The 26519-nt window shown below is 46.6% G+C and carries 24 protein-coding genes and 4 tRNA genes; 10 read left to right on the top strand and 18 right to left on the bottom strand.

The features are described from left to right. Window positions 1-17 precede the first annotated feature (17 nt). The 7 genes from secE to H8K52_RS05825 form a co-directional block, all read right to left on the bottom strand. On the bottom strand, window positions 18-398 hold the full coding sequence (gene secE, locus H8K52_RS05855) for a preprotein translocase subunit SecE (protein ID WP_186921952.1): 381 nt from the start codon (window positions 396-398) through the stop codon (window positions 18-20). A 37-nt stretch (window positions 399-435) separates the two neighbouring features. Then, window positions 436-511: transfer RNA gene (locus H8K52_RS05850), tRNA-Trp, on the bottom strand. Window positions 512-584: 73 nt separating this feature from the next. After that, entirely contained in the window at window positions 585-1778 is a 1194-nt protein-coding gene (gene tuf / locus H8K52_RS05845; protein WP_186921951.1) for an elongation factor Tu, read from the bottom strand. 91 nt (window positions 1779-1869) lie between these two features. Further along, window positions 1870-1944, bottom strand: a tRNA-Thr gene (locus H8K52_RS05840). 42 nt (window positions 1945-1986) lie between these two features. Beyond that, a tRNA-Gly gene (locus tag H8K52_RS05835) sits at window positions 1987-2060 on the bottom strand. A 45-nt stretch (window positions 2061-2105) separates the two neighbouring features. Continuing rightward, window positions 2106-2190 (bottom strand) — tRNA-Tyr (locus H8K52_RS05830). Window positions 2191-2325: 135 nt separating this feature from the next. Continuing rightward, window positions 2326-3072: an MgtC/SapB family protein gene (locus tag H8K52_RS05825; protein ID WP_186921950.1), complete on the bottom strand. Its 747-nt coding sequence runs from the start codon at window positions 3070-3072 to the stop codon at window positions 2326-2328. Between the two features lie 205 nt (window positions 3073-3277). Here H8K52_RS05825 and H8K52_RS05820 point away from each other — a divergent pair, with 205 nt between their 5' ends. Then, window positions 3278-5143, top strand: coding sequence for a DUF885 domain-containing protein (locus tag H8K52_RS05820; protein ID WP_186921949.1), 1866 nt, complete (start codon window positions 3278-3280; stop codon window positions 5141-5143). 124 nt (window positions 5144-5267) lie between these two features. On the opposite strand, the gene H8K52_RS05815 is transcribed toward H8K52_RS05820, so the two are convergent. Both H8K52_RS05815 and H8K52_RS05810 read right to left on the bottom strand, forming a co-directional pair. Beyond that, entirely contained in the window at window positions 5268-8264 is a 2997-nt protein-coding gene (locus H8K52_RS05815; protein WP_186921948.1) for a S9 family peptidase, read from the bottom strand. Window positions 8265-8448: 184 nt separating this feature from the next. Beyond that, complete coding sequence (locus tag H8K52_RS05810) at window positions 8449-9129, bottom strand: type 2 periplasmic-binding domain-containing protein (protein ID WP_222613694.1); 681 nt, start codon at window positions 9127-9129, stop codon at window positions 8449-8451. A 561-nt stretch (window positions 9130-9690) separates the two neighbouring features. On the opposite strand from H8K52_RS05810, the gene H8K52_RS05805 reads away from it, so the two are divergent. After that, the gene (locus H8K52_RS05805; protein ID WP_186921946.1) at window positions 9691-10173 is read left to right on the top strand and encodes a YciI family protein; all 483 of its coding nucleotides are present in this window, start codon (window positions 9691-9693) and stop codon (window positions 10171-10173) included. A 73-nt stretch (window positions 10174-10246) separates the two neighbouring features. On the opposite strand, the gene arsC is transcribed toward H8K52_RS05805, so the two are convergent. Then, window positions 10247-10678 carry an arsenate reductase (glutaredoxin) gene (gene arsC, locus H8K52_RS05800; protein WP_425507525.1) on the bottom strand — a complete coding sequence of 144 codons (432 nt, stop codon included), beginning with the start codon at window positions 10676-10678 and terminating at the stop codon, window positions 10247-10249. Window positions 10679-10843: 165 nt separating this feature from the next. Beyond that, window positions 10844-13372 carry a TonB-dependent receptor plug domain-containing protein gene (locus tag H8K52_RS05795; protein ID WP_186921944.1) on the bottom strand — a complete coding sequence of 843 codons (2529 nt, stop codon included), beginning with the start codon at window positions 13370-13372 and terminating at the stop codon, window positions 10844-10846. A gap of 258 nt (window positions 13373-13630) precedes the next feature. Here H8K52_RS05795 and H8K52_RS05790 point away from each other — a divergent pair, with 258 nt between their 5' ends. After that, complete coding sequence (locus H8K52_RS05790) at window positions 13631-14233, top strand: DUF938 domain-containing protein (RefSeq protein ID WP_186921943.1); 603 nt, start codon at window positions 13631-13633, stop codon at window positions 14231-14233. 21 nt (window positions 14234-14254) lie between these two features. On the opposite strand, the gene H8K52_RS21540 is transcribed toward H8K52_RS05790, so the two are convergent. Further along, entirely contained in the window at window positions 14255-15823 is a 1569-nt protein-coding gene (locus H8K52_RS21540) for a methyl-accepting chemotaxis protein (protein ID WP_186921942.1), read from the bottom strand. 327 nt (window positions 15824-16150) lie between these two features. On the opposite strand from H8K52_RS21540, the gene H8K52_RS05780 reads away from it, so the two are divergent. Both H8K52_RS05780 and H8K52_RS05775 read left to right on the top strand, forming a co-directional pair. Then, a complete protein-coding gene (locus tag H8K52_RS05780) occupies window positions 16151-16927 on the top strand; it encodes a substrate-binding periplasmic protein (RefSeq protein ID WP_186921941.1) in 777 nt (258 codons plus the stop codon). 123 nt (window positions 16928-17050) lie between these two features. Beyond that, window positions 17051-17332: a PsiF family protein gene (locus tag H8K52_RS05775; protein WP_186921940.1), complete on the top strand. Its 282-nt coding sequence runs from the start codon at window positions 17051-17053 to the stop codon at window positions 17330-17332. Between the two features lie 70 nt (window positions 17333-17402). Here H8K52_RS05775 and H8K52_RS05770 read toward each other — a convergent pair whose 3' ends face one another. After that, window positions 17403-17837, bottom strand: coding sequence for a DoxX family protein (locus tag H8K52_RS05770; RefSeq protein ID WP_186921939.1), 435 nt, complete (start codon window positions 17835-17837; stop codon window positions 17403-17405). A gap of 323 nt (window positions 17838-18160) precedes the next feature. After that, complete coding sequence (locus H8K52_RS05765; protein WP_186921938.1) at window positions 18161-20563, bottom strand: heavy metal translocating P-type ATPase; 2403 nt, start codon at window positions 20561-20563, stop codon at window positions 18161-18163. Between the two features lie 171 nt (window positions 20564-20734). On the opposite strand from H8K52_RS05765, the gene H8K52_RS05760 reads away from it, so the two are divergent. Next, a complete protein-coding gene (locus H8K52_RS05760) occupies window positions 20735-20932 on the top strand; it encodes a heavy-metal-associated domain-containing protein (protein WP_186921937.1) in 198 nt (65 codons plus the stop codon). A 23-nt stretch (window positions 20933-20955) separates the two neighbouring features. Here H8K52_RS05760 and H8K52_RS05755 read toward each other — a convergent pair whose 3' ends face one another. Genes H8K52_RS05755 through H8K52_RS05745 form a run of 3 tightly spaced genes read right to left on the bottom strand, consistent with a single transcriptional unit; the run spans window position 20956 to window position 22898 of the window. Beyond that, window positions 20956-21696: an LrgB family protein gene (locus H8K52_RS05755; protein ID WP_186921936.1), complete on the bottom strand. Its 741-nt coding sequence runs from the start codon at window positions 21694-21696 to the stop codon at window positions 20956-20958. Window position 21697: 1 nt separating this feature from the next. Then, entirely contained in the window at window positions 21698-22096 is a 399-nt protein-coding gene (locus H8K52_RS05750) for a CidA/LrgA family protein (RefSeq protein ID WP_186921935.1), read from the bottom strand. Window positions 22097-22145: 49 nt separating this feature from the next. Next, complete coding sequence (locus H8K52_RS05745) at window positions 22146-22898, bottom strand: substrate-binding periplasmic protein (protein WP_222613693.1); 753 nt, start codon at window positions 22896-22898, stop codon at window positions 22146-22148. A gap of 298 nt (window positions 22899-23196) precedes the next feature. Between H8K52_RS05745 and hemP the strand changes: the two genes are divergently transcribed. The 4 genes from hemP (at window position 23197) to H8K52_RS05725 (ending at window position 25357) form a co-directional block, all read left to right on the top strand. Then, the gene (gene hemP / locus H8K52_RS05740; protein WP_186921933.1) at window positions 23197-23382 is read left to right on the top strand and encodes a hemin uptake protein HemP; all 186 of its coding nucleotides are present in this window, start codon (window positions 23197-23199) and stop codon (window positions 23380-23382) included. A 210-nt stretch (window positions 23383-23592) separates the two neighbouring features. Then, complete coding sequence (locus H8K52_RS05735) at window positions 23593-23811, top strand: hypothetical protein (RefSeq protein WP_186921932.1); 219 nt, start codon at window positions 23593-23595, stop codon at window positions 23809-23811. 4 nt (window positions 23812-23815) lie between these two features. After that, on the top strand, window positions 23816-24064 hold the full coding sequence (locus H8K52_RS05730; protein ID WP_186921931.1) for a hypothetical protein: 249 nt from the start codon (window positions 23816-23818) through the stop codon (window positions 24062-24064). Between the two features lie 27 nt (window positions 24065-24091). Continuing rightward, window positions 24092-25357: a DUF2325 domain-containing protein gene (locus H8K52_RS05725; protein WP_186921930.1), complete on the top strand. Its 1266-nt coding sequence runs from the start codon at window positions 24092-24094 to the stop codon at window positions 25355-25357. A gap of 536 nt (window positions 25358-25893) precedes the next feature. Here the strand turns inward: H8K52_RS05725 and H8K52_RS05720 are convergent. Next, window positions 25894-26352: a ferritin-like domain-containing protein gene (locus H8K52_RS05720; protein WP_186921929.1), complete on the bottom strand. Its 459-nt coding sequence runs from the start codon at window positions 26350-26352 to the stop codon at window positions 25894-25896. Window positions 26353-26519: the final 167 nt, after the last annotated feature.

The following is a 26519-nucleotide window of genomic DNA, read 5'->3' as shown; positions in this document are numbered from 1 at the left end:
TGAGATTTGTTCGCTCATTATTTAAGCCCAAGAATTACGTTCATAATCAAATATTCAAGAACTTTGTCAGTCGTAAACAAGAAGATTGACATAATCAATACAAATCCGAATACCACTGCAGTCATTTGCCCTGCCTCTTTACGAGTAGGCCAGACCACTTTCTTAGCTTCACGAATCGATTCTTTAGCAAAGGACACCAACTCACGTCCAGTCTCAGAAATAAAGACCAGCACCAGAGCTAATGCTAGACCACCAAACAATGCACCTATACGCACATATTTCGCTTGATTAGCGAGAACATAAAACGCTACAACACCAGCAACAGCAGCAATCACCGCCAAAATGATTTTATATTTATCATTGGAAGTACTGACAGTTTGAACGGTTTGGTTAGACATGCTGACTTTTACTTTCGATGCCTTTTGGCCTTGATGGTGGCAGGGGCGGTAAGGATCGAACTTACGACCTTCGGTTTTGGAGACCGACGCTCTGCCAGTTGAGCTACACCCCTACAGCTTTTACAAACGAGAAGGATAGCAGCTTTTTCAAGCAACTACCCAACTCATCTTTACAACTTAAAACTATTAACCAACAATAATTTTTGCAACAACACCCGCACCAACAGTACGACCACCTTCACGAATCGCGAAACGGAGACCTTCTTCCATCGCGATCGGGTTGATCAACTTAACTGTGATAGAAACGTTATCACCTGGCATAACCATTTCTTTGTCTTTCGGCAACTCGATTGAACCAGTTACGTCCGTTGTACGGAAGTAGAACTGTGGACGGTAGTTGTTGAAGAATGGTGTATGACGGCCACCTTCATCTTTAGACAAAACGTAGATCTCGCCTGTGAAATGATCATGCGGCTTGATTGAACCTGGTTTCGCCAAAACTTGACCGCGTTGGATATCTTCACGCTTAGTACCGCGCAACAATACACCAACGTTATCGCCTGCTTGACCTTGGTCGAGCAATTTGCGGAACATTTCAACACCAGTACATGTTGTTTTTACTGTATCTTTAATACCAACGATTTCGATTTCTTCGCCGACTTTAACGATACCGCGCTCAATACGACCAGTCACAACTGTACCGCGGCCAGAGATAGAGAATACGTCTTCTACTGGCAACAAGAATGCGCCGTCAACAGCACGTTCTGGAGTTGGGATGTATGAATCCAAAGCATCAGCCAATTTCATGATCGCTTCTTCGCCCAATGGACCCTTGTCGCCTTCGAGCGCCAATTTTGCGGAACCTTGGATGATAGGCAAATCGTCGCCTGGGAATTCGTATTTAGACAATAATTCACGAACTTCCATTTCAACCAATTCCAACAACTCAGCGTCATCAACCATGTCGCATTTGTTCAAGAAAACGATGATATATGGAACACCAACTTGACGTGCCAACAAGATGTGCTCACGTGTTTGTGGCATTGGACCGTCTGCTGCGGAGCAAACCAAGATCGCGCCGTCCATCTGAGCAGCACCAGTAATCATGTTTTTAACATAATCAGCATGGCCTGGGCAGTCAACGTGAGCATAGTGACGACCTGCTGTTTCGTATTCTACGTGCGCTGTATTAATTGTAATACCGCGTGCTTTTTCTTCTGGAGCTGCATCGATCTGATCGTATGCTTTCGCTTCGCCGCCAAATTTCTTAGACAATACTGTCGCAATCGCTGCTGTCAATGTCGTTTTACCGTGATCCACGTGACCAATTGTACCGACGTTAACGTGCGGCTTGGTGCGTTCGAACTTACCTTTTGCCATTTTAGACTCCTAACGATTGTGAGAGATCTTCTTAACTTATCAAGCACACGCCCGATAAAAACAATGCGAAGACGATGATTTAAAACTACACTGGTGCCCTTGACGTGGATTGAACACGTGGCCTCTCCCTTACCAAGGGAGTGCTCTACCACTGAGCTACAAGGGCAGCTCTTTGCACAACACACATGCAGAGACAAAACTTTAAACTTGGAGCGGGTGAAGGGAATCGAACCCTCGTCTTAAGCTTGGAAGGCTTCGGCTCTACCATTGAGCTACACCCGCATACGAAACTGATTCGACAACTAACCTCAGCCGCTAAATTCTGCCTGGTGGAGGGGGCTGGATTCGAACCAGCGTACTCAGAGAGAACAGATTTACAGTCTGTCGCCTTTAACCACTCGGCCACCCCTCCCAGGGAACCCCGAATTATGGAGATGTTCTTTTTACCTGTCAATACCTTTTTATCGAGGAAATCTAAATTTTTGCTTACATTTTTTTCCGACCTACGCGGTAGGCAGAAATTTATATTGAAAATTCAATTACTTAGCTAATTTCTAGCGTGTGCCAACTGATACGAGCTTAACCCTTCAAATTTATTCATTTCCTCGGAGAGTTGGCTAATTGAGGTAGCCTGTTTCCGATTTAAGGCAACCGCAACAAAACGCCATTCCGTTTTACCATCTTTGGACGAAATAATAATTGTTCCACCAGCCACCTCATATCCTCGCTCCAAAGCGAGTTGACGAATCGCAGTCTCACTAGCAACAAAACCTTCTTTAAATTGCATTACGATGGATATCGCTTGACGAGCTGGTAACCAAGCTTCTAGTTTGAAGACCCAAATCATGCATGCTGCAGATAAAAAAGCCAATAAAATAGCTGCCGCGAAAAAGCCAACGCCAACTAAAATCCCAATCGCAGAAGATGCCCAAAGTGATGCAGCAGTCGTAAGACCACTAATACTAAACCCTTCTTTCATAATGACACCAGCACCTAAAAATCCTATGCCCGTCACGATGCCTTGTATGGTGCGGGAAGGATCTAAGGCAACGGGCGCAAGGGAGCGCCCACCGAACCAGAAATCTGGATACCCGGCAATGACAACCAAAGCGGCTGACGCCATACAAACCAAACCATAAGTGCGCATACCTGCCGCTCTGCCATGATAAGAGCGCTCATAACCGACGACAAAGCCGAGCAACATAGCACCAGTCAGATTCAAAAAAATAATGGCGTTGGCGCCCAATTCAGCATTCGACCAAAAATCGGCGGTATATGAGGCTAGTGTTGTCATACGACCTACTCTTTTCTGTTAATTGAGCCTTGAGTGTAACAACTCACCCACACACTGTCTAAAGAATATCTTTCAACCAGTCATCCTGCCTCATTTCAACAACAGGGAACTTTTCGCATTGATCACACTCGGATTCATTACCATTACACTGGTTTACCGACTGCATATTCAGTCACACACCTCAAACTCTATTTTCGGGGATCGCATGCCACACTCACTTCAGTCCAAAATCTTCGCCATCGAAGCCAGTACAAAGCCTAAGGCCACACTCACTGCAATCGCGCTCGCTACATGCGTCATTGCAGGGACACCGACCACCATTTACGCGATGCCGACGCAAATGGCATCGTTGTCTGCCAACAGCAACTCTTCAGAAAAGACCAAAGCGGAACAACTATTTAAGGAGCTCTATCAAAAAGAGGCAGCTTTTCGCAATAAGGAATTTCCAGGTCGTCGAGCAGCGGATGATGAAGATGAGATTACCCAAGCAGATTACAGTGATGCCGCCGAACAAAGGCGCTTAAAGACCTGGCGTGACTTGGCCCAGCAGCTACAAAACATCAATCCCTCACATCTAAGTAAGGAATCACAAATCAATCTTAAAATCTTCGCTGATCAAATCACCAATCGGATCAATTCCACCACGTTAAATGCGCATTTACTGACCTTTAACTCTGACAGCCAATTTTGGGCTGGGACTGCAGGCGCAGCAGAATCCACTAGGTGTGCCAATTTCAAAGGCTGTGAAAGGTATTTAAAACAACTGAACAGCATTCCCCAAACTTTTGCACAAAAAATTGCATTAATGAAGCTCGGGATAGACCGCGGCATGACGATGCCGCAGGTCGTGTTGACTGGTCGTGATGCCAGCATACAAAGGCATGTTGTCGCCCAAGTTGAGGAGAGTGTGTTTTACAAGGCCTTCACGCAATTACCCGCATCCATCAATCCGGCACAACAGGCTGATTTGCAAAAACGTGCAAAAAAATTGATTTCAGAAAGAGTGATTCCCGCCTACCAGGAACTGCTCGATTTCATCCGCAATGATTACATGCCGAAGGCTCGCCAATCCATCGCTGCTTACGATTTACCAAACGGCAAAGCATTTTATCAAGCACAAATTTTTGAATACACGACATTAAGCAATAGCCCAGAAGAGATTCACGCGATTGGCTTATCGGAAGTTGCACGAATTCGCAATGAAATGAATACGATCATCACGGGTTTGAAGTTCAATGGCGACTTCAAAGCTTTCTTACATTTTTTACGCACCGATCCGCAATTTTATGCAAAGACACCACGCGAGTTATTGGCAGAAGCATCCTACTGGGCAAAGAAATCTGACGGGCTGTTAATTCGTTATTTCGGCCAATTACCACGTAAGCCGTATGGCATACAAGCGGTACCAGAGGATATTGCCCCCACTTATACCGCAGGTCGTTATGCTGGCAGTGGCGATCCGAAACGTCCGTCGAATTACTGGGTCAATACGTCATTATTAAATCAACGTCCCATGTGGGCGTTGCCTGCACTAACTTTGCATGAGGCGGTGCCTGGGCATCATTTACAGATTGCGCTAGCTGGCGAGCAGGCTGAGCAACCAGAATTCAGACGCAATGCTTACATCTCTGCATTCGGTGAAGGCTGGGCACTGTATGCGGAGCACCTCGGCGTAGAAATGGGATTTTATGAAACGCCCTACCATCACTTTGGGCGCCTAGTCTATGAGATGTGGCGCGCCTCACGTTTGGTAGTCGATACTGGGATGCATGCCAAAGGCTGGTCGCGCGATCGCGCTTTGGAGTTTATGCGCGAGAATACCGCGTTATCGGAGCATGAAATTACGACTGAAATTGACCGTTATATTTCCTGGCCAGGACAAGCATTAGCGTACAAACTGGGGGAACTGAAGATCCGAGAAGTACGTCAGAAAACTGAAAAAATTTTGGAAGATCGATTTGATCTCAAAACCTTTCACGACAAATTGCTAAGCTTAGGATCTGTCCCTTTGTCCATCTTAGAAAGCGAAATGATCGACTGGGCAAACCAAATAAAGAAATCCAAAAAATAAAACTGCAAAGATTGTTCAAAGCCTCGACAATAATTCGAGACTCTTTTCTTGTATGATTGCCCCTAACAAAAAGACCATAACTCTTCGCAGAGTTATGGTCTTTTTTGTTCAATGACTAAATGACTTATTGCGCTCTTGTGTCATCAGGCTTGGCATCTGTGGCTTTAGCATCGCTCGCTTTTTTAACATCCGCCTTAGCTTCAGACTTCACTTCGGGCAAGTTGACCAAACTAGCACGCTCTTTCAAATGCTCATCCATTTTCAACCAAGCCACGCCTTTGTTTAGCCACTCTGGCGCCGCCTTGTCTTTTAGATGAAAATCGAAAAATTCCTTCATGCGCTGCATGTAGTCTTTTTGATTTGGCTTTTTCACTAAGCCATGATTTTCACCAGGATATTCAAGCATGATGACGTCCTTGCCAGCACGACGTAAAGTATTAAAATATTCCACGCCTTGGGTGTAATCAACCGCACCGTCAACATCATTTTGCAACATCAATAATGGCGTTTTCACATTCTTGGCGAAGAATACCGGACTGTTGCGCACATAGGCTTCCCAATGGTCGTTATAAGCACCGAGGAAACGCCCCTGACTGCTCTCAAAAATCGCTTGGTTAGTACTGCCAGAATTTTTATACACCAAGCTATACATACTAATCATGTTGGTCAATGCTGCACCTGCGGACGCCGCTTTAAAAACATCAGTTTGCGTGACCAAAAATGCGGTTTGATAGCCACCCCAGCTATGCCCTTGCAAGCCAACGCGTTTAGCGTCCACCACGCCAGTTGCGATCGCTGCCTGCAAAGCTGGCAGCACACTTTCTTTCGCGCTGACGCCAGGATCATTCAAGCGATATGTGATATCCGGATTGAATACCGCGTAGCCGTGACTCGTGTAGTAAGCGCGATTAAACCCACCGCCACCAACCATAGGCGGCGTATAACTATTCAAGCCCTGGCTTAATTTCTCGTAAATATAGACCACCGTTGGATAAGCTTTACCAGCTTGATAATTCGCTGGCAAAAATAAAGCGCCTTGCAATTTTTTACCGTCAGTACCGACATAATCAATCAACATGGACCCGCCACCCATGGTGTAATTTTTTTCCTGTGTCGATAAATCCGTCAATTTGCGTGGCGCATTAAACTGTTCATTACTGACATACAAATCAGGTGGCGTGATGGAGGATTCTTTAGATAATAAAAATACTTCAGCTTTTTCCGCTTTGATCAAACGACGATAGGCGACATCTTCAAACCCTAAACGTTTCGTACTTCCATTAGGATCGAGGCGTAAAAACCCAGCTTTTTTAGTCCACTCACCATAGGCACTAAAATATTGTGCTTTGCTGAGATCGACTCCCTTCTCATTCGGATCAAGAGTGAAACGACGTTGATATCGTACTTGATCGCGCTTACCGTCATTGGTCACCTGCACAGCTTTACCACCTTCAGCTGGCATCTTCCAAATATCCCAACCATCACTCAATAATACAAAACGACTATCCGCACTCCAACCAAAAGGCGAGACTGGCGGTTTGACTAAGTTATGATCATCTTCAACGTAAATGAAACTCGTCGGTAACGCTGCCGTGAGATTATGGCGTTTGCCAGTTGCCATCTCTACGCTGAAAAAATGTCCGTCTTCATAATGAAGATAATGACGTCCATCATATGCCAACGCAAAAGTCCAGCTCGCCTGTTTATTCAGCAATCGACGCTCACCAGTTTTTAAATTGACCGCATATACATCACTAAAGCGACGGCCATCCATACTCGATTGCCGTTGATATTCGCTGTCATCTTGCGCCAATGCCCAATCCCCAAATTGTGGCATTGATACATTATTTAGTTTCTCGTCACCAATGCGGATAAACTTATTTTCTGCCACACGATAGAGCGCAGCACTCGACCGCTTCTTGTCCTGCTCTTGCTGTACTTTTTGCTGGGTCGGTAAGCGCTTATCTTGATGGTGCCACAGCACCAAATTAACTTTTTCATCGGCCTCGGCTTCTTTCTTTTCATCCTTAGGCTTTTTCTTGGTCTCTTTAATGCCGAATGAAATCCACGCGAAATCCTTACTCCAACGCGGCTGGGCATCACCGGAGATCGTCATATCAGAAGGGAAATCTTTTAACTTCACGGGATCAATCACGGTTTTGGCGAAAACGTGATTGGCTTCTAAGCGGAAACCTAAAGCATTCCACAGTTTGTCTTGATAGGCTTTGTCTTCAATTCCCTTGAGCACCGCAAAGCCGTTGCCCTTATCATTCCACAGCAACTTCTCATAAACAGCATCGCCATCATCGACAACCTGACTGGCGCCACTATCTAAAGTGTGCACGATCACCGCATTGCCGGCTTTGTCGGTTGCGTCGACGATATAGGCAAGATAGCGACCGTCATGATCAAATTCAAATTCAGCGACATTACCCAAATTCAGCACAGTTCCAGTCTTTAAATTTTTCAACAACAGATCTGAACCCTTAGCACGCGCAGGTGCAGGCGCACCTGCTGTGCCAGACGCTGGCGGTGGTGTTGCTGTCGCCGGCGCTGCATCTGGCAGCGACTTGTGCATGGCGATCCAACCACCCCGTTCATTGGCAAAGGCAAATTTGCGAATCTTCTCTATCGTTGTTAACTTGCCAGTTTTCAAATCGACCAGAGCAACTTTAGTTTGGAGTGGCTTTTTGGCTTTTTTCGCCGCCTCTTGCTCTTTTTTCGTCATATGCGCTGTAAAAGCTAGCCATTGACCATCATCAGAAAATTCAATTGTGCCTACACCCTGCCCTGCTGGAAAACTATACTCTTCCTTACCTGACAGGGATTTGACGATGAGATTGGCATCACCATCAGCTTCGGTCAAACGCCACGCCGACCATGATCCATTAGCGGATACCACGGCGGCACTAATCGATTTCCAAGCTGCCATATCGGCGATTTCTACAGGACGAGGTAATGCTGGCGTCACTGGTTTCGCGGCGGCCTTAGCCACCGTCTGGGTAGCTGCTTGCGTATCAGCAGCCACTGACGCCTTCGTCGTGGGCGCAGATGTTTGCGCGAAGGCTTCCGTGCCGGCAAACAAAATACTACATATCGAGGCGTAATGCTTTGGGCGCATTCAATACTCCAAATAAAATAGAAAGGGGGGGAATAAAAAACTGAGAAATGAGCTTCTATTGACAGCAGCGATTCAACTTAGTTCCTCGCGAGAGGCTGCGGCCGATTGCGAACCCGCTCCGTCGACGACGTTGCGGCTCGAAACGCGAACAATGCGAATAATGCGTTGAGAGACGGACGGATCATCAATGCTCATGAGATTGTTCTCGTCGACGCAAACCAAGTTTCAACACCTCTGGAGAGTAATAATTTGCATACGATTTCCAAATCATATCTGTCATCGCATTTTTTTCCAGCTGCGATCGCAGATAGTTTTGATCTTCCAAGCTCAGGGACAACGTAGAAATATAGATACCACTTTCATTCCATGGCAAATCATCTAGTTTATCGAAGCTTAATTTGCCAATCAGATTTGTTAAGATGACTTCGGTTTGCACCAAGCCCATAAATAGAGTGGGCGCCATAATCGTCACGTAATTGGCATTATTTTGCATGGTGCGCCCAACCGAAATTGGATCACTTTCAATCGTCAAGCGCCCCAAGCGATTCATTTCTTCAACAATACGTTGATAGACAGGACCATAGTCATACCCCCTCACCACCACTAATCTGAGTGCTTTTTTTTCGATTAAGTCTTTGGCACTTTGGATAGAAAAGTTGTGCCCTTTAATAGAAATCAGTGCAGCGCGCAATTGGATCAAGGGAACAAAATAGCCAGATTTTTCTCGTTTATCCGTTTTAACCGTCGAGATCAAAAGATCGGCTTTACCACTTTCAAACAAATATTCCTGGCGGCTTTTAGGTACATGAAAATACGCAAAACGACAATTTGTTTTCGCTTCGATCAGACTTAGAAAGTCTGGCATGATTCCCGTGTATTGATTTCCTTTGGCAATCACGTTGTATCCTGACACCGAGACCGGTACCTGGATCGGACGAGAGCATTGGGCCCTCGCGCTAATTGGCAAAAACAGCCAGCACAAAAGGCTAATCAGGCAAACCAAATGGCAATTTTGCTGTCGCCAATGTTGTGACGTCACACTAATCAACACCATGTTTCCAATTCAAAAATCAGACCATAGACAAGTCGCAAGTGACATAGACAACCATGCCACAGCATTACCCAAAAAGTACGTTTCTCTGCAAAATGGCATTGTGCGCTGAAAATTTATCCTTGCCTACGACAAGACTATCTACTTGCAAAAAATCGAAGTCTTGCCGAAAACAATGTAGGGCTTATGCGACATTTTATGATCAAAAACTCATGGATCTATTACACGACAAAGCGATTTAACGATGTAATGCGAGGCTTTTTAAAACGACGACACCACAGGCGGGTTTGTCGTTTCGAATTCACAAAACTACAGAATTCCAGCCGAACAAAGTTTATGATGTGAACGGAATTCCCCATTCATAGCGAGACGACAATGACAATATCAAAACACTTCGGTCTATTAATTTTCGCAGGCATGCTCAGCTTGAGCAGCTTTGCGCAAACCACAGAAAAAGCGCTGACCACGAATCCTAAATATGATGCTGAAGCAGTCCAACGATTAGGCGCCGATCAGCGCGGGATGCGCAGCTATGTTTTAGTGGTACTGAAAACAGGCCCGAATAAAATCGCAACGGGTAAAGAAAGAGATGACATGTTTGCAGGTCATTTCGCCAATATAAAACGACTAGCAGCTGAAGGTAAATTGGTACTCGCGGGACCGTTTGACGGCGTTGATGGTTGGCGTGGATTGTTTATATTCGCGGTCAAAGACATAGAGGAAGCAAAGCAATTGACCGCCACCGATCCTGTCATCATCAAGGGCGAAATGATCGCCGAGTATCATAAATGGTATGGAACCGCGGCGGTCATGGATGTGGCTCGCATCCATGAAACACTCACCGAAAAAGCGCAGTAAATAGAGATGGATTGAGCGGGGCTGCAGGAGCGCCATCGAGGCGCCATCATCAACCATGAACCCCGTTCAAAATTTAGACAGATGGATGAACCCGTTGTCCCATCGCATCAATCACAACTTCACCATCTTCTTTAGTAAAAGCCCCCACTTGTGGATCTGGTAAAAGATCCAAGACGAGTTCAGATGGACGACAAAGTCTAGTTCCCAAGTTTGACACCACAATTGGGCGATTCATCAAAATTGGATGCAATAACATAAAATCAATTAAAGCATCGTCACTCCATTTACTGTCCGACAATTGCAAGTCTGCATACAAGCTCTCTTTTTGACGCATGACTTCACGAACTGGAACACACATTGCAGCGATTAATTTTTGCAATTCCGCTTTACTTGGTGGCTGTGACAAATACTCAATGATGACGGGCTCTGCACCACTGTTACGGATCAAATCAAGCGTATTGCGTGAGGTGCCGCATTTCGGATTGTGATAGATAGTAATTGGCATATTGCACATTCAAATGCGTTATTGGGAGATATAAGCTTCGCAGTATACCTTGCACCTCACTAGTCTCCAAAATGCTAATTTTTCTAAATAGCAATCAAAAAGGGCGAACTATTGTCGCCCTTAATTCACTGCAATCAAGCCATCTGGTCGACTACGATCAACATGCTACAAACTGTAACTCAGACGTGCATAGACAAATCTGCCGGAACGTCCAAATGGTGAATAATTCGAAAAACTCGTTGCGCCAGACGTATTCAACTTGGGGATACGTGCATCTGGGTAGACATCAAACACATTGTCAGCGCCAACGGCAAGTTTCAATCGCCGATTCAACTGGTAACGAAACTCGAGATCCATCAAAGTTTTCGGCGACAATATCTGATCGAAATCTGCACTAGCACCTGGGTCGAGTGCCTCACCGTAACGAGTAGCACGTAGCGTTGCCCCGTAGTCAGCGAGTTTCCAATCGACACTTGCATTGATTTTGCTCCGAGGTTGACCTCGTTCATAGATCAAAACATTGATACGGCCAAACAAGACTGGTGCGGGTTTTAAAGCGGATAACTGCGCAGTGACTGGTATTTTGGTCACCTCTGTTTTAGTGAAATTACCCGCCACCGTAAAATCGAATCGTCCTGCGCTTTCGGTCACCATCGGCCAATTGGAAACAATATCGATTCCCTTCGTTGTTGTATCCACCCCATTGATAAAAAACCGACCGCCACCAACTTTCTCTAGTCCTTCAATCGCATTCAGATATAAACGTACATTTGTTGCAGTCAAATTTTCTGATAGAACGATACGATTACTAAGTTGTATGCGATAGGCATCCACGGTAACACCTAATTTACCAAAACTAAAGACCGCCCCTAAAGACTGATTGAAGGATTTTTCCGCATCTAAAGGCTTGGCGCCCATTGCGACTGCAGCAGGATCAGAGGGCTTAAAGGTGGTAATTTCAAATGCTCTCTGAACGCCATCTACAACGATAAAATTAGTAGCAGTCGAGGTGAAAAATTGCTGTTGTGGTGACGGTGCGCGGAAACCATTTTGCATCGAGCCACGCAAGCCAAATTGCCTGCTAAAATCATAGCGCGTGGCAATCTTACCCGTCACATTATGACCAAAGTCAGAGTAACGTTCGGCTCGTATTGCCGCCGATGCTTGCCATGCCTTGCTAAAATTCGTTTCTACATCAATAAATGCACCTACCGCACTACGATGATTATTAGACGCGTTGGTTGGTGTAAAGCCTGGAAACACCTGTGCTCCAGGCGCTGCTGACGTACCGTCTGCTAATTTCTCGCCACCAAAACGATAAGAATCAGGCTCACCTGCAAACAAACTATAACCTTCTCGGCGCGCTTCAAAGCCAGTTGCAAAGCTCACAGGCGACGCCAATTCTGGCATCGTAAAGCTTCGTACTGCGGTCAGATTAAACACCAATTGATCATAAGAAAACCCACCAGCCTCAAATTGTTTTTTACTAGTCGAGCCAATCGAACGATTCAAGGTGTCCTTAATCGTGAATTGCATTTTATTTTTGCCATAGCCAAGCGAGGCATCCATGTCCCACTGTCCGGCTAACCAACTAACTCCCCCTGTGACACTGTAATCATCCACTTGCGGAGCGATCTTAGGCAAAAATCCATCTGGATAAATGGCGAGCACATTTTGATCTTGCAATGGACGACGGAAAAACCCACCAGACAAAGCATCACGTCGTTGATAACTCGACCAAGCATACAATTTAACGCCGCCTTCTAGGCTCTGTCCAGCATTCACAAATACGGTCGACTGCTTGAGTTCCGGTTCGCCATACCAGGCATTAAAACGATTAAAGTTTTTTTCCCGCGGATCAAAACTACCATTCACCAAAGGATACTGTGGGCGAAAATCCCACCCTGCACGCTCGGTGTGTTCCTGATCTTTCAACTCGGCTGCGACCGTGACATAACCTGTTTCGCCAAACGACAAACCCTTCCAGATACTGACAGTAGCGGTTTTGCCATCGTGTCGTTCACGCGAAGTTCCCGGCGCAGTCCAAGTCGCACCTGTGGCTGTCGCACCAGGAATATAGTCATATTCAGTAATACGAGCACCATAGCTCGCAGTCACTTCACCACCATCACGGTTTTCACGCAAACGCAAGTTAATCACGCCGGATAAAGCATCGGAACCATATTGCGCCGAGGCGCCGTCGCGTAAGACTTCGATATTTTTGACGATCGCACTAGGGATGGTATTTAAATCGACTGCCGCCGCACCACGTCCTACCGTCCCATTCACATTCACTAAAGAGGACGAGTGACGACGCTTAGAATTCACCAACACTAATGTCTGATCTGGCCCCAAGCCCCGCAGCGTGGCTGGGCGTATGGTATCGGTACCATCGGTTAAACCTGGGCGAGGGAAATTCAGGGATGGCAAGGCAACAGATAGGGCTTGATTGATTTCGCTGACGCCAAGATTTTGCAAAGCGTCGGCGGAAATAATATCCACTGGCGCTAATGTGTTCGTTGCGGACCTGTTCTGCGAACGCGTTCCCGTGACGATCACCGACACAGGCTTGTCGTCTTGCGTCTGGATCGCAGGAATTTGCGCATTGCCAGTTTGCGCATAACCAGCAGATGTATAAAACAATGAGGCGACTGCGATGGCCACTGCTGACTTTTGTGGACTGAGGTGCTGCATTAAAAACCTCCAAACAAGAGAATCACACGGTGTGCAAAAAGAAATGAGGTGTGCAGACATACAAACGTAAATTGATCATGACACCAAGAAAAAATGAAGTCAATTTATGTCCTCACGGAAACAACAAAAATGGCATTAGTTGGCATAAAGAGCCGGCCTTGCCCCATAATCGTGCAGCCTTGCACTCGTTAGCGTGCGAGCCAGATTAGTAGCAATTTTTCTTGCTTAATGACTTTTCGATCGATTTACATGACTCAAATGGCAAAACAATTTTCACCCGCTTGCGAAAGAAATCAGGCTGCAATTCTTTCCTACCTTCAAACCTATTTAAGCGACGCCAGACTGGTGTTAGAAATCGGCAGCGGTACCGGACAACATGCCGTCTACTTTAGTCAGCATTTACCCCACTTGGAATGGCAGACGAGTGACCGGGTCGAAAACCATCCCAGTATCCAAGCGTGGATACAAGATCACGGCAGTTCTCGGGTACGCGCTCCACTACCACTGGACGTTGCGCAGGGAAATTGGCCGACGCAAACTGTGGATGCGGTCTTTACAGCCAATACCTGCCACATCATGAGCATTGATGAGGTCAAGTTGATGTTTGAAGGCGCAAGTCGTGTATTAAACGCAAAGGGACAAATGATCATCTATGGTCCGTTTAATTACCACGGCAACTTCACTTCGATCAGCAATCAAGAATTCGATACCAACTTAAAAATGCAAGCGCCACATCGGGGCATTCGTGACATTGAAGAGATACAAAAAATAGCCGAAAACCACGCTCTCTTGCTAAGCGCAGATCTCGACATGCCCGCCAATAATCGGCTCCTTGTTTTTATCAAGAACAGTCACACTTGAATTTGCGCTACCTATCGATATTCATCGGAGAGCTTGAAATTGTTGCGCACTCGGTATCTTAAAAATGCTCACCAATTCTGCCAAGGTTCTGGCTTGATTTTGCATAGACTCAGCAGCCGCCGCTGCTTCTTCCACCAATGAGGCATTTTGCTGAGTTACGGTATCCATTTGCATGACGGCTTGATTAATTTGATCAATCCCGCTAGATTGTTCGGTACTGGCGGCGGTAATTTCTGCCACGATATCGCTGACACGTTTAACGCTTTCCACCACTTCATCCATGGTCGCACCGGCCTGATGCACCAGACGTGAACCTGCATCGACTTTCTCAACCGAAGTATTAATTAACTCTTTAATCTCTTTAGCGGCTGCCGCACTACGTTGTGCCAGACTTCTGACCTCGGAAGCCACCACCGCAAACCCTCTGCCCTGCTCGCCCGCACGCGCGGCTTCCACTGCGGCATTGAGTGCCAAAATATTCGTTTGAAAGGCGATGCCGTCAATCACACTAATAATGTCGACAATTTTCTTGGAAGATTCATTGATAGAATTCATCGTCGACACCACCTGTGAAACAACCATACCACCACGTGCAGCGACGTCAGAGGCAGAGCCAGTCAAGACATTGGCTTGCTTAGAGTTGTCTGCATTTTGTTTGACAGTTGAGGTAATTTCTTCCATGGATGCCGCAGTTTCTTCCAAAGAACTCGCTTGCTGCTCGGTGCGTGAGGACAACTCCAAATTGCCTGCGGCGATTTCACTAGATACAGTGGCAATGGTGTCGGTACCTGTCCGAACTTGGCTCACGATGGAAGTCAGACTCTTACTCATGGCTTTCAAAGCTTGCAACAAACTACCTAACTCATCATTTGAGTCGCTATGAATAACCCGAGTCAAATCACCGGCAGCCACCGTTTCTGCCACCAAAACGGCTTCGCGAATCGGTTTAACGATACTAGTCATTAGCCACATACCCATACCGATTGCAATGACGAGTGCGACGATTAAACAGGCGAATGTCATCAATTTGAAATTCGCGAATGCACCTTGGGATTTTTCAAACTCCGCTTTTGCAACCCGTTTTTGCAATTGGATTAAGTCATTCATGGTTTCGCGCAAGGGTAAAAAAGTCTCCCCCAGTTTATGTGTGACCAGCGACTTCACGAGATCGACTTCATTATTTTTGAGAGCGCCAATGGCGGGCTGCAGTCCTTGACTCAAAAACACCTTATGCTTTTGCTCAAATTGTTGCGCCAATGACTTTTCCTCTGGAGTCAAGTAAGTCGCCATGTATTCAGACCAGACTTTATTGGCACGGTTTCGATTTTCGTCGATTTCCGCCAAGCTTTTGTTGATTTGCTCAGGAGACTCTAATGCAGCTCGCGAAACGGCGATTTTATCGCTTTGAATCAGGCGTATCACTTCATCGAGTTGACTCAAGGCGATCAAACGATCATCGTAAATCGTTTTAATTGAATTATTGCTACTCGATAAAGCGATAAATCCGCCACCGGCAATTAGGCATGCAACAACAGTCAATATCGCTAGACTGGCGATCAATTTTGCACGAATAGTCAGGTCTCGTAACATGTCATGTTCCTCACAAAACAATATCAATCATTGAGCAAAAACCACCTGCAAATCTCGAATCGGTATAGACAAGCAGGTGCTACAAAAAATAACAACTGAGTCTCTACTGTGCACTTTTTTCGGAATGATGAATAGCTTAAGAATAAAAAATGTTGTCGCAAATCAACAATAGAATTGCAAGGCGTATATGCGCATTAAAAATCTGTTTAAATAGGTGAAGACATACGAATGATTTTGCACAAATTTTCCTCATACTCATGCAGAATGAGGCTTACTTTTCGTGGGTAAAACACAGGTAAAGCGCGGCAAACCAATCAGGGTGAAACGATGAAGCTGATATTGCAAGCAATTAAAATAATGTTATTCAGTCATTTACTAGTGGCATCGGCACAGGCACAAACACCGCTCAAATTTTGTTTCGAAGACACGCCACAATCACCCTGGACGATGCCGGATGGCAGCGGCCTAAGCATAGAATTGTTAAAACGAGTCGAAGAGATATTGGGTGAACGCTTTGAATTAATTGCGAAACCTTGGAAACGCTGTCAGGAAGAAGTTCGCCTAGGCGTACTTGACGGCTATTTTGGTGCTGCAGTATCCGCTGAACGTCTCCACTTTAGCGTCTACCCCAGTTTGCGCGATGGCACTGTGGACCTGAACGCAGCCCTCAATAGCGTTCAAACCAAACTGTTTATGCGAGCTCAGAGTGAAGTGAGCTGGGATGGAAAAAAACTCCAAGGCGTAAAGCAAGCCATAGTCGTGCAACGTGGCTATCTGATCGGCAATCTATTGCAGAAGCAGGGCTTTAAAATTCATGAAGTCCGCAACGCAGAAGAAGCCCTGCACAGACTCAGCAAAGGCGCCGCTGATCTCGCTATCTTGCGAGAGATGGATGCAGATTACCTCAGCACCCGAGAGCCTGGTTTTAAAGGTGGCATACAAATCCACCCGCTGCCATTTATGGATTTACCGCTGTATCTCGCGGTCAATAAAAATGTTTTCAAACAAAATCCAAAACGTATTCAAACCATTTGGAGTACGATTAAAAGCCAACGTCACTCGGCTAGCTACCAGCAGCTTGTAGAGTCTACCGGGGCGCGATAATAAAACGCATGAAAACAATAAGTCATTTGTAAAAGTTAAACAAAGCAAACTCAATTGCATTGCCAATCTAAGTGTTCTATAGTCACCCCGCATTTCCCCCATCCTTCTACACTGGAGTTAAGCATGAAAAAAATCGTTCTCGCTATCGCTTTGATTTGTCCGGCTCTCATGGCGCACGCGACCACTGCACAGCAGTCAAAAATGACCACTTGCAACAAAGATGCGACTGGTAAGAAAGGCGATGAGCGCAAAGCCTTTATGAAAGAATGTCTCTCTGCCAAGCCGGTAGCTGAAGAAAAAACTCTGACCACGCAGCAAGATAAGATGAAAACTTGTAATGCTGATGCCAAGGGTATGAAAGGCGACGAGCGCAAAAAATTTATGTCTGGTTGCCTGAAAAAATAAACGCAAACCAGCATTTCATGCTGAATCGGTTCGACCTAGGTTGAAGCGATTCAGTTTGAACAAGGTCGGTTTACTTTGCTGGCGCAGTACGCGGCCAATATGCCCACATCACAGCACTTAAGGCGGTTAGTAAGATAAAGCCCCATTCCATGCCGCCCTGTCCCGGCCCCACGACATACCAGCCATATTGCGCATGCACGTGCACCAGACCAAAACTGATGATCACCATATGTCCCATACAAGCGGGAAGCACGTAGCGATTCAATAGCAACCCTACGCTACTTAGGGTTTGTATCAGCAGCACCAGCCATGCTAAAAGTCCGCCCATAGGATAACCTAGTCCACTCAAATATTCGCCAAAGCGCGGTATATTCTCCAGATGAAAATAGCCATGCAAAGGGTGCATCAAAATAATCAAAGCAACGCCTATGCGAACGATGGCAATGCCTCCATTGGCATCACTGATCAGCGCGGTTGATAGTTGTTTTTGGAATGGAATAGGCATCACTCATCTCAGCTTGTGTAAAAAAAGCAAGCATGCCAGAAATTGCGCGATAAGTCCGTAATTTGAGATTAAAAAACGATACGCTGTGACGAATATAAAACTACGACCTCAAGCAGCCTGCTTGTCGCTCGACAATTCCTCTAAGTTCGGACAATCCGGTTGATCATTGCCGAGACTAGCATGCGTCAGTTGCTCTAACTGATGTAGTACCAAGTGTATTTGTTGAATTTACTCACTGAATTCCTTCCTGTATTTAGTCGCAAACGTCTTCAGTTCAACATGTTGACGGCGTTTATCCTGCAACAAGCCGTGTAAAGTTTGGACTAAGTTCGCTCCTTTGCTTGCCACGGTTTCCAGCTCCGCAAAAGTAAAGCGTTCGATACCACGCTGACGCTAGAAAAAGCCATCGCTGCGCCAGCGATCATGGGATTCAAATACCCGAGCGCAGCCAAGGGAATACCGACCACATTATAGATAAATGCCCATCCCAAATTTTGTCGAATTTTGCGATACGTTCTTTGCGAAATCGAAATCGCGTCCGCCACCAACACCGGATCGCCGCGCATCAGCGTAATGCCAGCGGTGTGCATGGCCACATCCGTCCCGGTCGCCATCGCAATACCTACATCGGCCGCTGCCAGTGCTGGCGCATCATTGATGCCGTCGCCGACCATGCCTACCCGATAACCTGCTTGCTGCAATTCGCGCACAATCTTCGCCTTGTCGGCAGGCAGCACTTCGGCTCTGACCTCAGTAATCCCCAGTGCTGCGGCGACCGCATTGGCACTGCCATAATTATCACCGCTCAACATGACGGCTTTGACACCCAGAGTTTGCAATCGTTGGACGGCTGTACGAGCCGAAACTTTTATACTATCGCCAAAACTCAACAATCCCGCCAATTGCCATTGACCCTCGTTTTCTAAAGCCAAACAGGACACGGTACGTCCCATGTTTTGTTGCTCCAGCGCTGTGGCATCGAATTCTGTGGTGTTGACGCCTAGTTCTTGCATCCAACGCAGATTACCTAAGACCATCGTGACCTGATTCAACTTGGCCTGAACGCCACGTCCGGGCATCGCCAAGACATCGCTGACCTCAGCTACCTGCAATCCCGACTCCTTCGCTTTTTGCATGACCGCATGCGCTAGCGGATGATCGCTGTATTGCTGTAGCGCTGCCGCCCATTCTAGTAACTGTGTTTCGCTGTAGGCGTGACTGATCACCGCACGCAATCCTGGTTTTCCTTCAGTCAGCGTGCCGGTTTTATCAAACGCGATTGCGGTTAAGCCATGGGCCGTTTCTAAAGCTTGGGCGTCTTTAATCAGGATGCCGTATTTCGCCGCTACGCCAGTGCCCACCATGATTGCAGTCGGTGTCGCCAAACCCAAGGCGCACGGACAGGCGATCACTTGCACGGCTACGGCATTGAGGAGAGCCGTTTGCCAATCCCCCGTGAGCAAACCCCAAGCGATCAAAGTGAACGCCGATATCCCCAATACCACGGGAACAAATACGGCGCTGACTTTATCTACCAATGCTTGAATTGGCGCTTTAACGGCTTGCGCATCTTCGACTAACTGAATGATTTGCGACAGCATGGTCGCGCCGCCCACGCCGGTCGCTTTCACGATGAGTAAGCCATCCGCATTCACTGAGCCGCCTATCACCTTGTCACCAATAGACTTACTAACTGGCAGACTTTCCCCTGTGATTAAGGATTCATCCAGATGACTAGTGCCCTCAATGATTTCACCATCCACGGCAACCCTGTCACCGGGTCGTACAATCAGGTTGTCACCAACTCGCACTTCGACCACTGGCACTTCAATATCGACGCCATCTTTACGCAATAATGCGGTAGTGGCACGCAGCAACTCTAAGGCTTGCAAGGCTTGTACGGTTTGGCGTTTGGCACGAGTTTCTAGCCATTTTCCAAGTAAAACCAAACTAATCACCACAGCCGAGGATTCAAAATACAAATGGCTCATGGCATGCGCTTGATGGGCAAATAACAAATAAACCGACAAGCCATAAGCCGAACTAGTCCCGATCGCCACCAGCAAATCCATGTTACCACTACCAGCCATCAAGGCCTTCCAACCTGCTTTGTAGAAGCGCGCACCCAACCAAAATTGCACGGGCGTCGCTAAACCGAGTTGTACCCAGCCAGGTATCTGCAAATCGATGCCAATGAGTGCCAGCAACATTGGCGCCATCAAAGGTAGGCTCAAGACGATGGCGATCACCACAGTCCAACCCGGCGTGAGCCAAACTCGAGTCAAGCTCGCTGACGGCACACTTTCGGCGTCATTTAACACCTGTGCGGGGTATCCAGCCTTCTTTAAGGCGGCTAGCAGGCTAACCAATTCAACCTCAGCGAGCGTCTTCAGGTGCACCTTCTCTGTCGCTAGATTAACACTGGCTTGCAAGACCCCGGGAACAGCTTTCAATACTTTTTCCACCCGCGCCACACAAGACGCACATGTCATCTCTGTCACACGCAGATCGAAGGTTTTTGTTGGCACTTGATAGCCCGCTTTTTCCACCGCAGAGATCAAAGCTTGTGCATCCACCACAAGCTCAAGGTCGACACTGGCCTTTTCTGTGGCCAGATTCACCGAAGCGTTATGTACACCATCGACCGCAAGCAATGCCTTCTCGACACGTCCTGCGCAGGACGAACACGTCATACCGACAATGGGCAAATTCAGTTTCTTAGTCATAGATTTTTTATAGGTTTTCTTGATACATTTTTTAATTTACTCAGGATATAGCGTTGTAGAAAGGGAGAGTCAAGAAAATTGTCAATCTTCATGATGGAACGCAAGCAAGACGACAAATGAGCAGCTACAATCTGGCGTAAAGCTATTCCACAATAACTAGGGAGAAAACCTATGCCACAATTCCACATACCCGATATGACCTGTAAGCACTGTGAGGCAACGATCAATGCAGCCATCAAAGAACTCGATGCTGCAGCCAGCATCACAGTTGATTTACCTAATCACTTAGTCAGCATTGAATCAAAGCAGGATGGAGCAACACTGGAAGCTGCAATACGTGAAGCAGGCTATACACCAGCGATTATCTAACGATGCTTAGTATGGCTGCCAAGCTATTTGAAGAAATAGCTCACCAGCACAGGAACCAAACTGGGCGCCAAGATAGCGGTTAACATGCCATTTAAGCCCATGCCCAGCCCCGCAAAAGTTCCGATTTCTTTACTCACCTGAAAACCACGCGCGGTGCCAATGCCGTGCGCGGCCAAGCCTAGCGCGAAGCCGCGTATTTCGGGCGACCTTATACGCATCCAGTTAAATAAATAACGCGCGACCAAGGCACCAAAAGCGCCGGTCAAAATAACGATAGCAGCAGCGACTGAAGGGATACCGCCGATCTTTTCCGCGATGCCCATGGCAATCGGCGTCGTTGCCGATTTCGGTCCTATCGAGAGCGCAAGTTCATAAGAACCATGCATCCATATCGTGATCAATACCGCCGATACAATCGCCGTCACACAACCAAAAAGCAATCCCACACTCAAGGGTAAAATGCTACGGCGCAGACGTGGCAATTGACGCGCCAAAGGAATCGCTAATGCCACCGTGACTGGCCCCAACATCAAATGCAAAGGCTGCACCGCCAAAAAATAGCGCTCGTACGAGATTCCACTCAGTTGCAAAAGCAGGATGATCAAAGCGACTGCCATCACAACAGGATTGGCTAATGGCGAAAAATGAAAACGTGCGGAAACCCACATGGCAAACAAATACGCCATCAAGGTCACGGCGATGGCGAGCAAAGGTGAATGGCTCAGATGGTTCCAAACTGGCACAAAAATCTCGTTGATTGCCATCTTATTTCTCGAGCTCAGATGAAGAGTTCGAGGTCACTTGATTTGTATCATCAGTCTGGGAGTGATGGTTTTTAGTCAGCCATTGCATGCTGATAGCAGTCACCGCCAGTGTCAATAAGGTACTCACCACAATTGCTGTCAATAGCGCCAGCCAATGTTGAGCGATTCCATTTGCCGACACCATAATACCAACGCCAGCAGGAATAAAAAACAAGGACATATGCTTGAGCACATGATGACTAGATTCTTCGACTTTTTCCATTAATCGTGGCGACAGGAGTAAGGCGAAAAAGAGAAATAGCATCCCGATGACAGGGCCCGGAATACTCAACTGCAAGGCGAAGACCAGCGCCTCGCCCAAGCATTGAAAGAGTAATAAAACAGCTAAGGTGTAAAACATCGTGGACTTTCTAAAACGATCTGTAGGTGTCGTAAGTGGTGATTTCAGATCAGGGCAATTTGACATATTGCTGAACGATCGCCTGTATCCGACCATCATTCCGCAACTTATCAACGGCACTTTGTAATTTTTCCACCAACTTAGGATCGGACTGTAAATTCATGCCAAAGTACAAGGCACCGCCATCATACAGTTTCATTAATTTCGTCACGTCAGTGCCACTGATATCGTATTGCTTTCGGCTCATAGCCATGCCGATTTCTGTATTCACCACGACATCAATATGCCCCGATTTAAATAAGCGCATTTCGTCACTCTGTGAATTCAATACCTTAATCGCGGACTTTGATATCCCGGCATCCATCAGCTCCGATAACGAAGCCTCATCGCGGATCAAGCCGACCCTAAATTTGTTCAAATCTTGCATCGTTTGGATTCTATTGGCGACGGCGGTGCGCGCATAGACCCAAGTGGTGCGTGTCGCAATCGGCCCTACCCAGAGAAATTGTGATTCCCGCGCAGGAATGCGAGCGATGGTATAGATCAAGGTATTTGGCATCTCTTGTACGGTCTTATAGGCTCGAACCCAAGGTACTAACTGCGATTCGCACTGTAAGGTTGCCAATTCGCAGGCGGCACGCAAAATATCGGCAGAGATGCCAGTCACTTCCTTATTTTTTACAAAGTTGTAAGGCGGCCAATCTTCCGTATAGGCTTTGACCACTAGCGTTTGTGCACCAGCGCCTGACGACATCAAAATCGTCAACATCACCATACTGAAGAGTTGAATTATTAAAAACAATAAGCGCATCGTAGAAATTGAAGAGCATGTGAGTGGCAGATCCAAGCACAGTGTAAAACGCCTGCTTTGCATTTGCACTAAGTAACTGAAGAACTGTTGCCTCCACGCAAGCAAGTCGCGTTACACCAATCCGCAACATACCAAATCGATCATCGTTTGAGCGTAAGCCACGCCCGCGCAGCAGGCAATCAACGTCAACAGCAGGAAAAACACAAAATCCGTACAAATTTCACTTGTAAATGAGAATGATTCGCATTTATAATAAAATCATTGATTAACTTTCCCAAACTAGGCGCCTATGAACTCCTCTGAAACACCGCAAGTGAGCCCTGCCTTGCTCAAGCCAGCAAACAAGCAAATTGCGCCGCTCCGAATTTCCAGCCAAGACATTTTACAAGGGCAGCCAGAGATCGAGATAGAACATCAGGGCATGCTGTATCGCCTGCGCTGCACGTCTTTAGGCAAACTCATTTTGACGAAGTAAATGCGTCAGACAAGGTGAGCAGCAATGTCAGCTGCAAACGCATCCTTGTGTTCCCAAAATAGAAGACTGCTAGCCGCAGCTTAAAAACGCTGGTGTCGATCAAACCGCAATTACTTAGACCGATCATTTCACAACTAGATTCATCGTTTTATTAACGCACCAGCCCGCCTACGCCAGCCAGTGCCAACTATGTGGGGCAATATGCATAGCATGGCAAACATCTTCAGTACGCCGTTGGCAATCTTAATCAATACCAAAACGAGAACGTACGACCGCGCTCGGTGGGACTACACCATCACGACGCTCAAGCATCATTTACTGGCTATCTTTCAAGTCACGCACCCTTTACGTTTGGCCAGACTTGTTCCTGTCTTGCCTATCCCGTTTGTTAATGCGCTTAACTCGAGAACATTCTTCCTGAAAGTCTAATCAGATGACAACTTCTAAGAACAACAAGCCCTGCCAGCACCTGAGCATTGCCCATAGCAAAATTGGTGAGGTGATGATTTGCCCAGAGTGTGGCGTCGTACATCTGAGCTTGCAATCGATCTCGATGCGACTCGATCTGAACGCGTTCGCAGAGCTGTCGAAGATGATTACGCAAGCACAAACGACCATAGAACAAGCGCAGACGTTCTCGCAAGACCAGCGAAGTCCCGAGGTACCACGTCAATTTCATTGAGCATTTTCCAAACAAGGAGTTTTGAACATGTGCGACAAACATTCATCTAATACAAAAAACGATGCAGCAGCTACACCAAACGCTGCCGGAGTTGGTTCACGTCGTCGTCGCTTATGGGATCTATCTCGTGACACCCACTGCCCGGTAATTGGCGTTTGTATTCCGCTTGCCGTTCTACGCAGACTCATCAGCAAAGCTTTGGGCGGTAGCACGCAGGCCGACGACTACGAACTCCATGTGGGGGCCATTGCTGAATGTGGCAATCGCAATCGGGTTTCAGAAATTTTGCAAGAAGATCTCGATCAACGCTATGCACTAACGATTAAGCGATTTCGTTCGGCCAAAACCCACGATGCCTTGGCACAGTTATGGGTTGACGCCATTTACCAAGGCGATGTTGCCGGCGCATTCTGGGCTGGATTAACTCACCCACTCTGCAATCACCATATACAAGAAGGAATGTGTCGCGATATGCACATGCTGCAACATCAGGCTGGTGCTACAGTGCGCGCCGACATCATGCGATTCAATGCCGTGCTAGAAGAGAATGCGATCCTTGCTCGTGAAATAGCCAAACAACAAGAGCGGCACACCCGTTACGTACAAGAGAAAACCCAAGAGCTCGAACTTCTACAGCAAAGCATCGTGCAATTGCGCGCTGAAAACATTGGTAAAGAAAGTGTCATTGCCTATCTCAACACCGATTTACAAGCACTCAAAAATACCATTCCCGAATTAGGTAGCCGTCAACGTTTGCAACAAAAAGTCGAACAAATGATGTCGCGTCAACAGGAGTTAGAACAACTGGTGCGCGAACTTAAACATAAGCTCATTAACGCCAACCGACGGACAACAACTAATACTGAACAACTGGAACAACAGCCAGCGCAGGACATGCGTGCAGTTGAAATCAAAACGCACCGCACGATTCCGATTGCGATTCATTTACAGCAAAAAAATGTTTTATGTGTTGGCGGTCGTAGTGGCAATGTTGCTAGCTACCGCGATCTCATCGAGCGCGTTGGCGGACGCTTCGCACATCATGATGGCGGCATGGAAGATAGCCAAAGCCTATTAGACACCAGTTTAGCAGCAGCCGACCTAGTGATCTGCCAAACTGGCTGCATCAGTCATAACGCTTATTGGCGTGTCAAAGAGTTTTGCAAACGCACGGGCAAACGTTGTGTATTTATTGAGAATCCAAGTGTGTCATCTTTGGCGCGCGGCTTGGAACAAGCGACTGAAGATTTAGATGTTGGGAAAAAAGAGCCGCAAATTACTCCCGCATCATAAGCCCTTACTGAATGCCCAATCTGATCACCGCTGGCATCACACATGCTTCCAGTTGGAGTAAATTCACAGCCGAAGAAAGATATACATGAGCACACTCGCAATCACAACATTTCTATTTAGTGTGGCAATCGCCAATGGTCTGATTTATCTATGCCATCAGCGTCAATCATGGCTCGATAAGCCACTCCCAAGGCTACCGTGGATGGCCTGCGGATTTTTTATTCATCTCAATGCGTTCTTTACAGCACATACCTATCTTGGTCTACTTCAAGCTTGCATCATTTATTTAACGGTATGCGCACTCTGTTTTGGTCTAATTCTGTTTTTATCATTAGTGATGAACAAGCTGGTATTTTGCGTAAGATCTCGCTAAGCAGATACAGCTATATCGCTAGGAACTAAAGAAAAAATCTCAGCAAGACACTGGGGCGATGATAGAAACGAGAAAGTAAAACTGAGGTCTGCAATACATCATGGCAACCCCCATCTACACAACTGTGCGCAGTGAGATGGGCGCTCATTTCTGTTCAAATATACTATGTCGCTGCAAACACCTCAATTGCGCCAGGGCGACGTAACATTTTATTGACTTCGTCTAAGTGTAACTCTTCAGCGACGATCATTTCACGCGCGTATTCTTCGAGCAAAACTGAATTGCCTTCTACTATTTTCTGCAAAGCATAGTAAGCAGAAAGTGCCGTCGTTTCGAGATCCAGACTTTCACGCAAAATATCACCAATATCATGCTGTTCAGTTTCTAACAGTGCACCGATTTTTAGCGAAGGGTGGCCACCTAACAGCGTTACTAATTCACCTGCTTTGTGGGCATGTGCCAAACTCTCGTCAGCATTTCCTTTTAACCATGAAACTATAGGAATACGGTTATAGCCATACACCATCAAGGAGTAATGCGTATAGCGCACTACGCCTGCTAGTTCCAACTCCATGATGTGATTCAGCGCATCAATTGCAGCTTGTTTTTTCATTGCATCCATTTTTTTCTCCTTTTTCAAACCCAATAAGCAATCACGATATCTGCGGATAGCCCGCGACTCAATAACTATACACAACTAATGACAAATGTGATGACCAGACACAACGCTCAAGACAAATAAAAAGCGCACCACCAAAACGATGATGCGCTTTTAAATGCGTTGACAAG

The organism is Affinundibacterium seohonense (assembly GCF_014284305.1).
GTDB classification, from domain to species: Bacteria; Pseudomonadota; Gammaproteobacteria; order Burkholderiales; family Burkholderiaceae_D; genus Undibacterium; species Undibacterium seohonense.
This window is presented reverse-complemented; position numbering and strand designations above follow the sequence as displayed.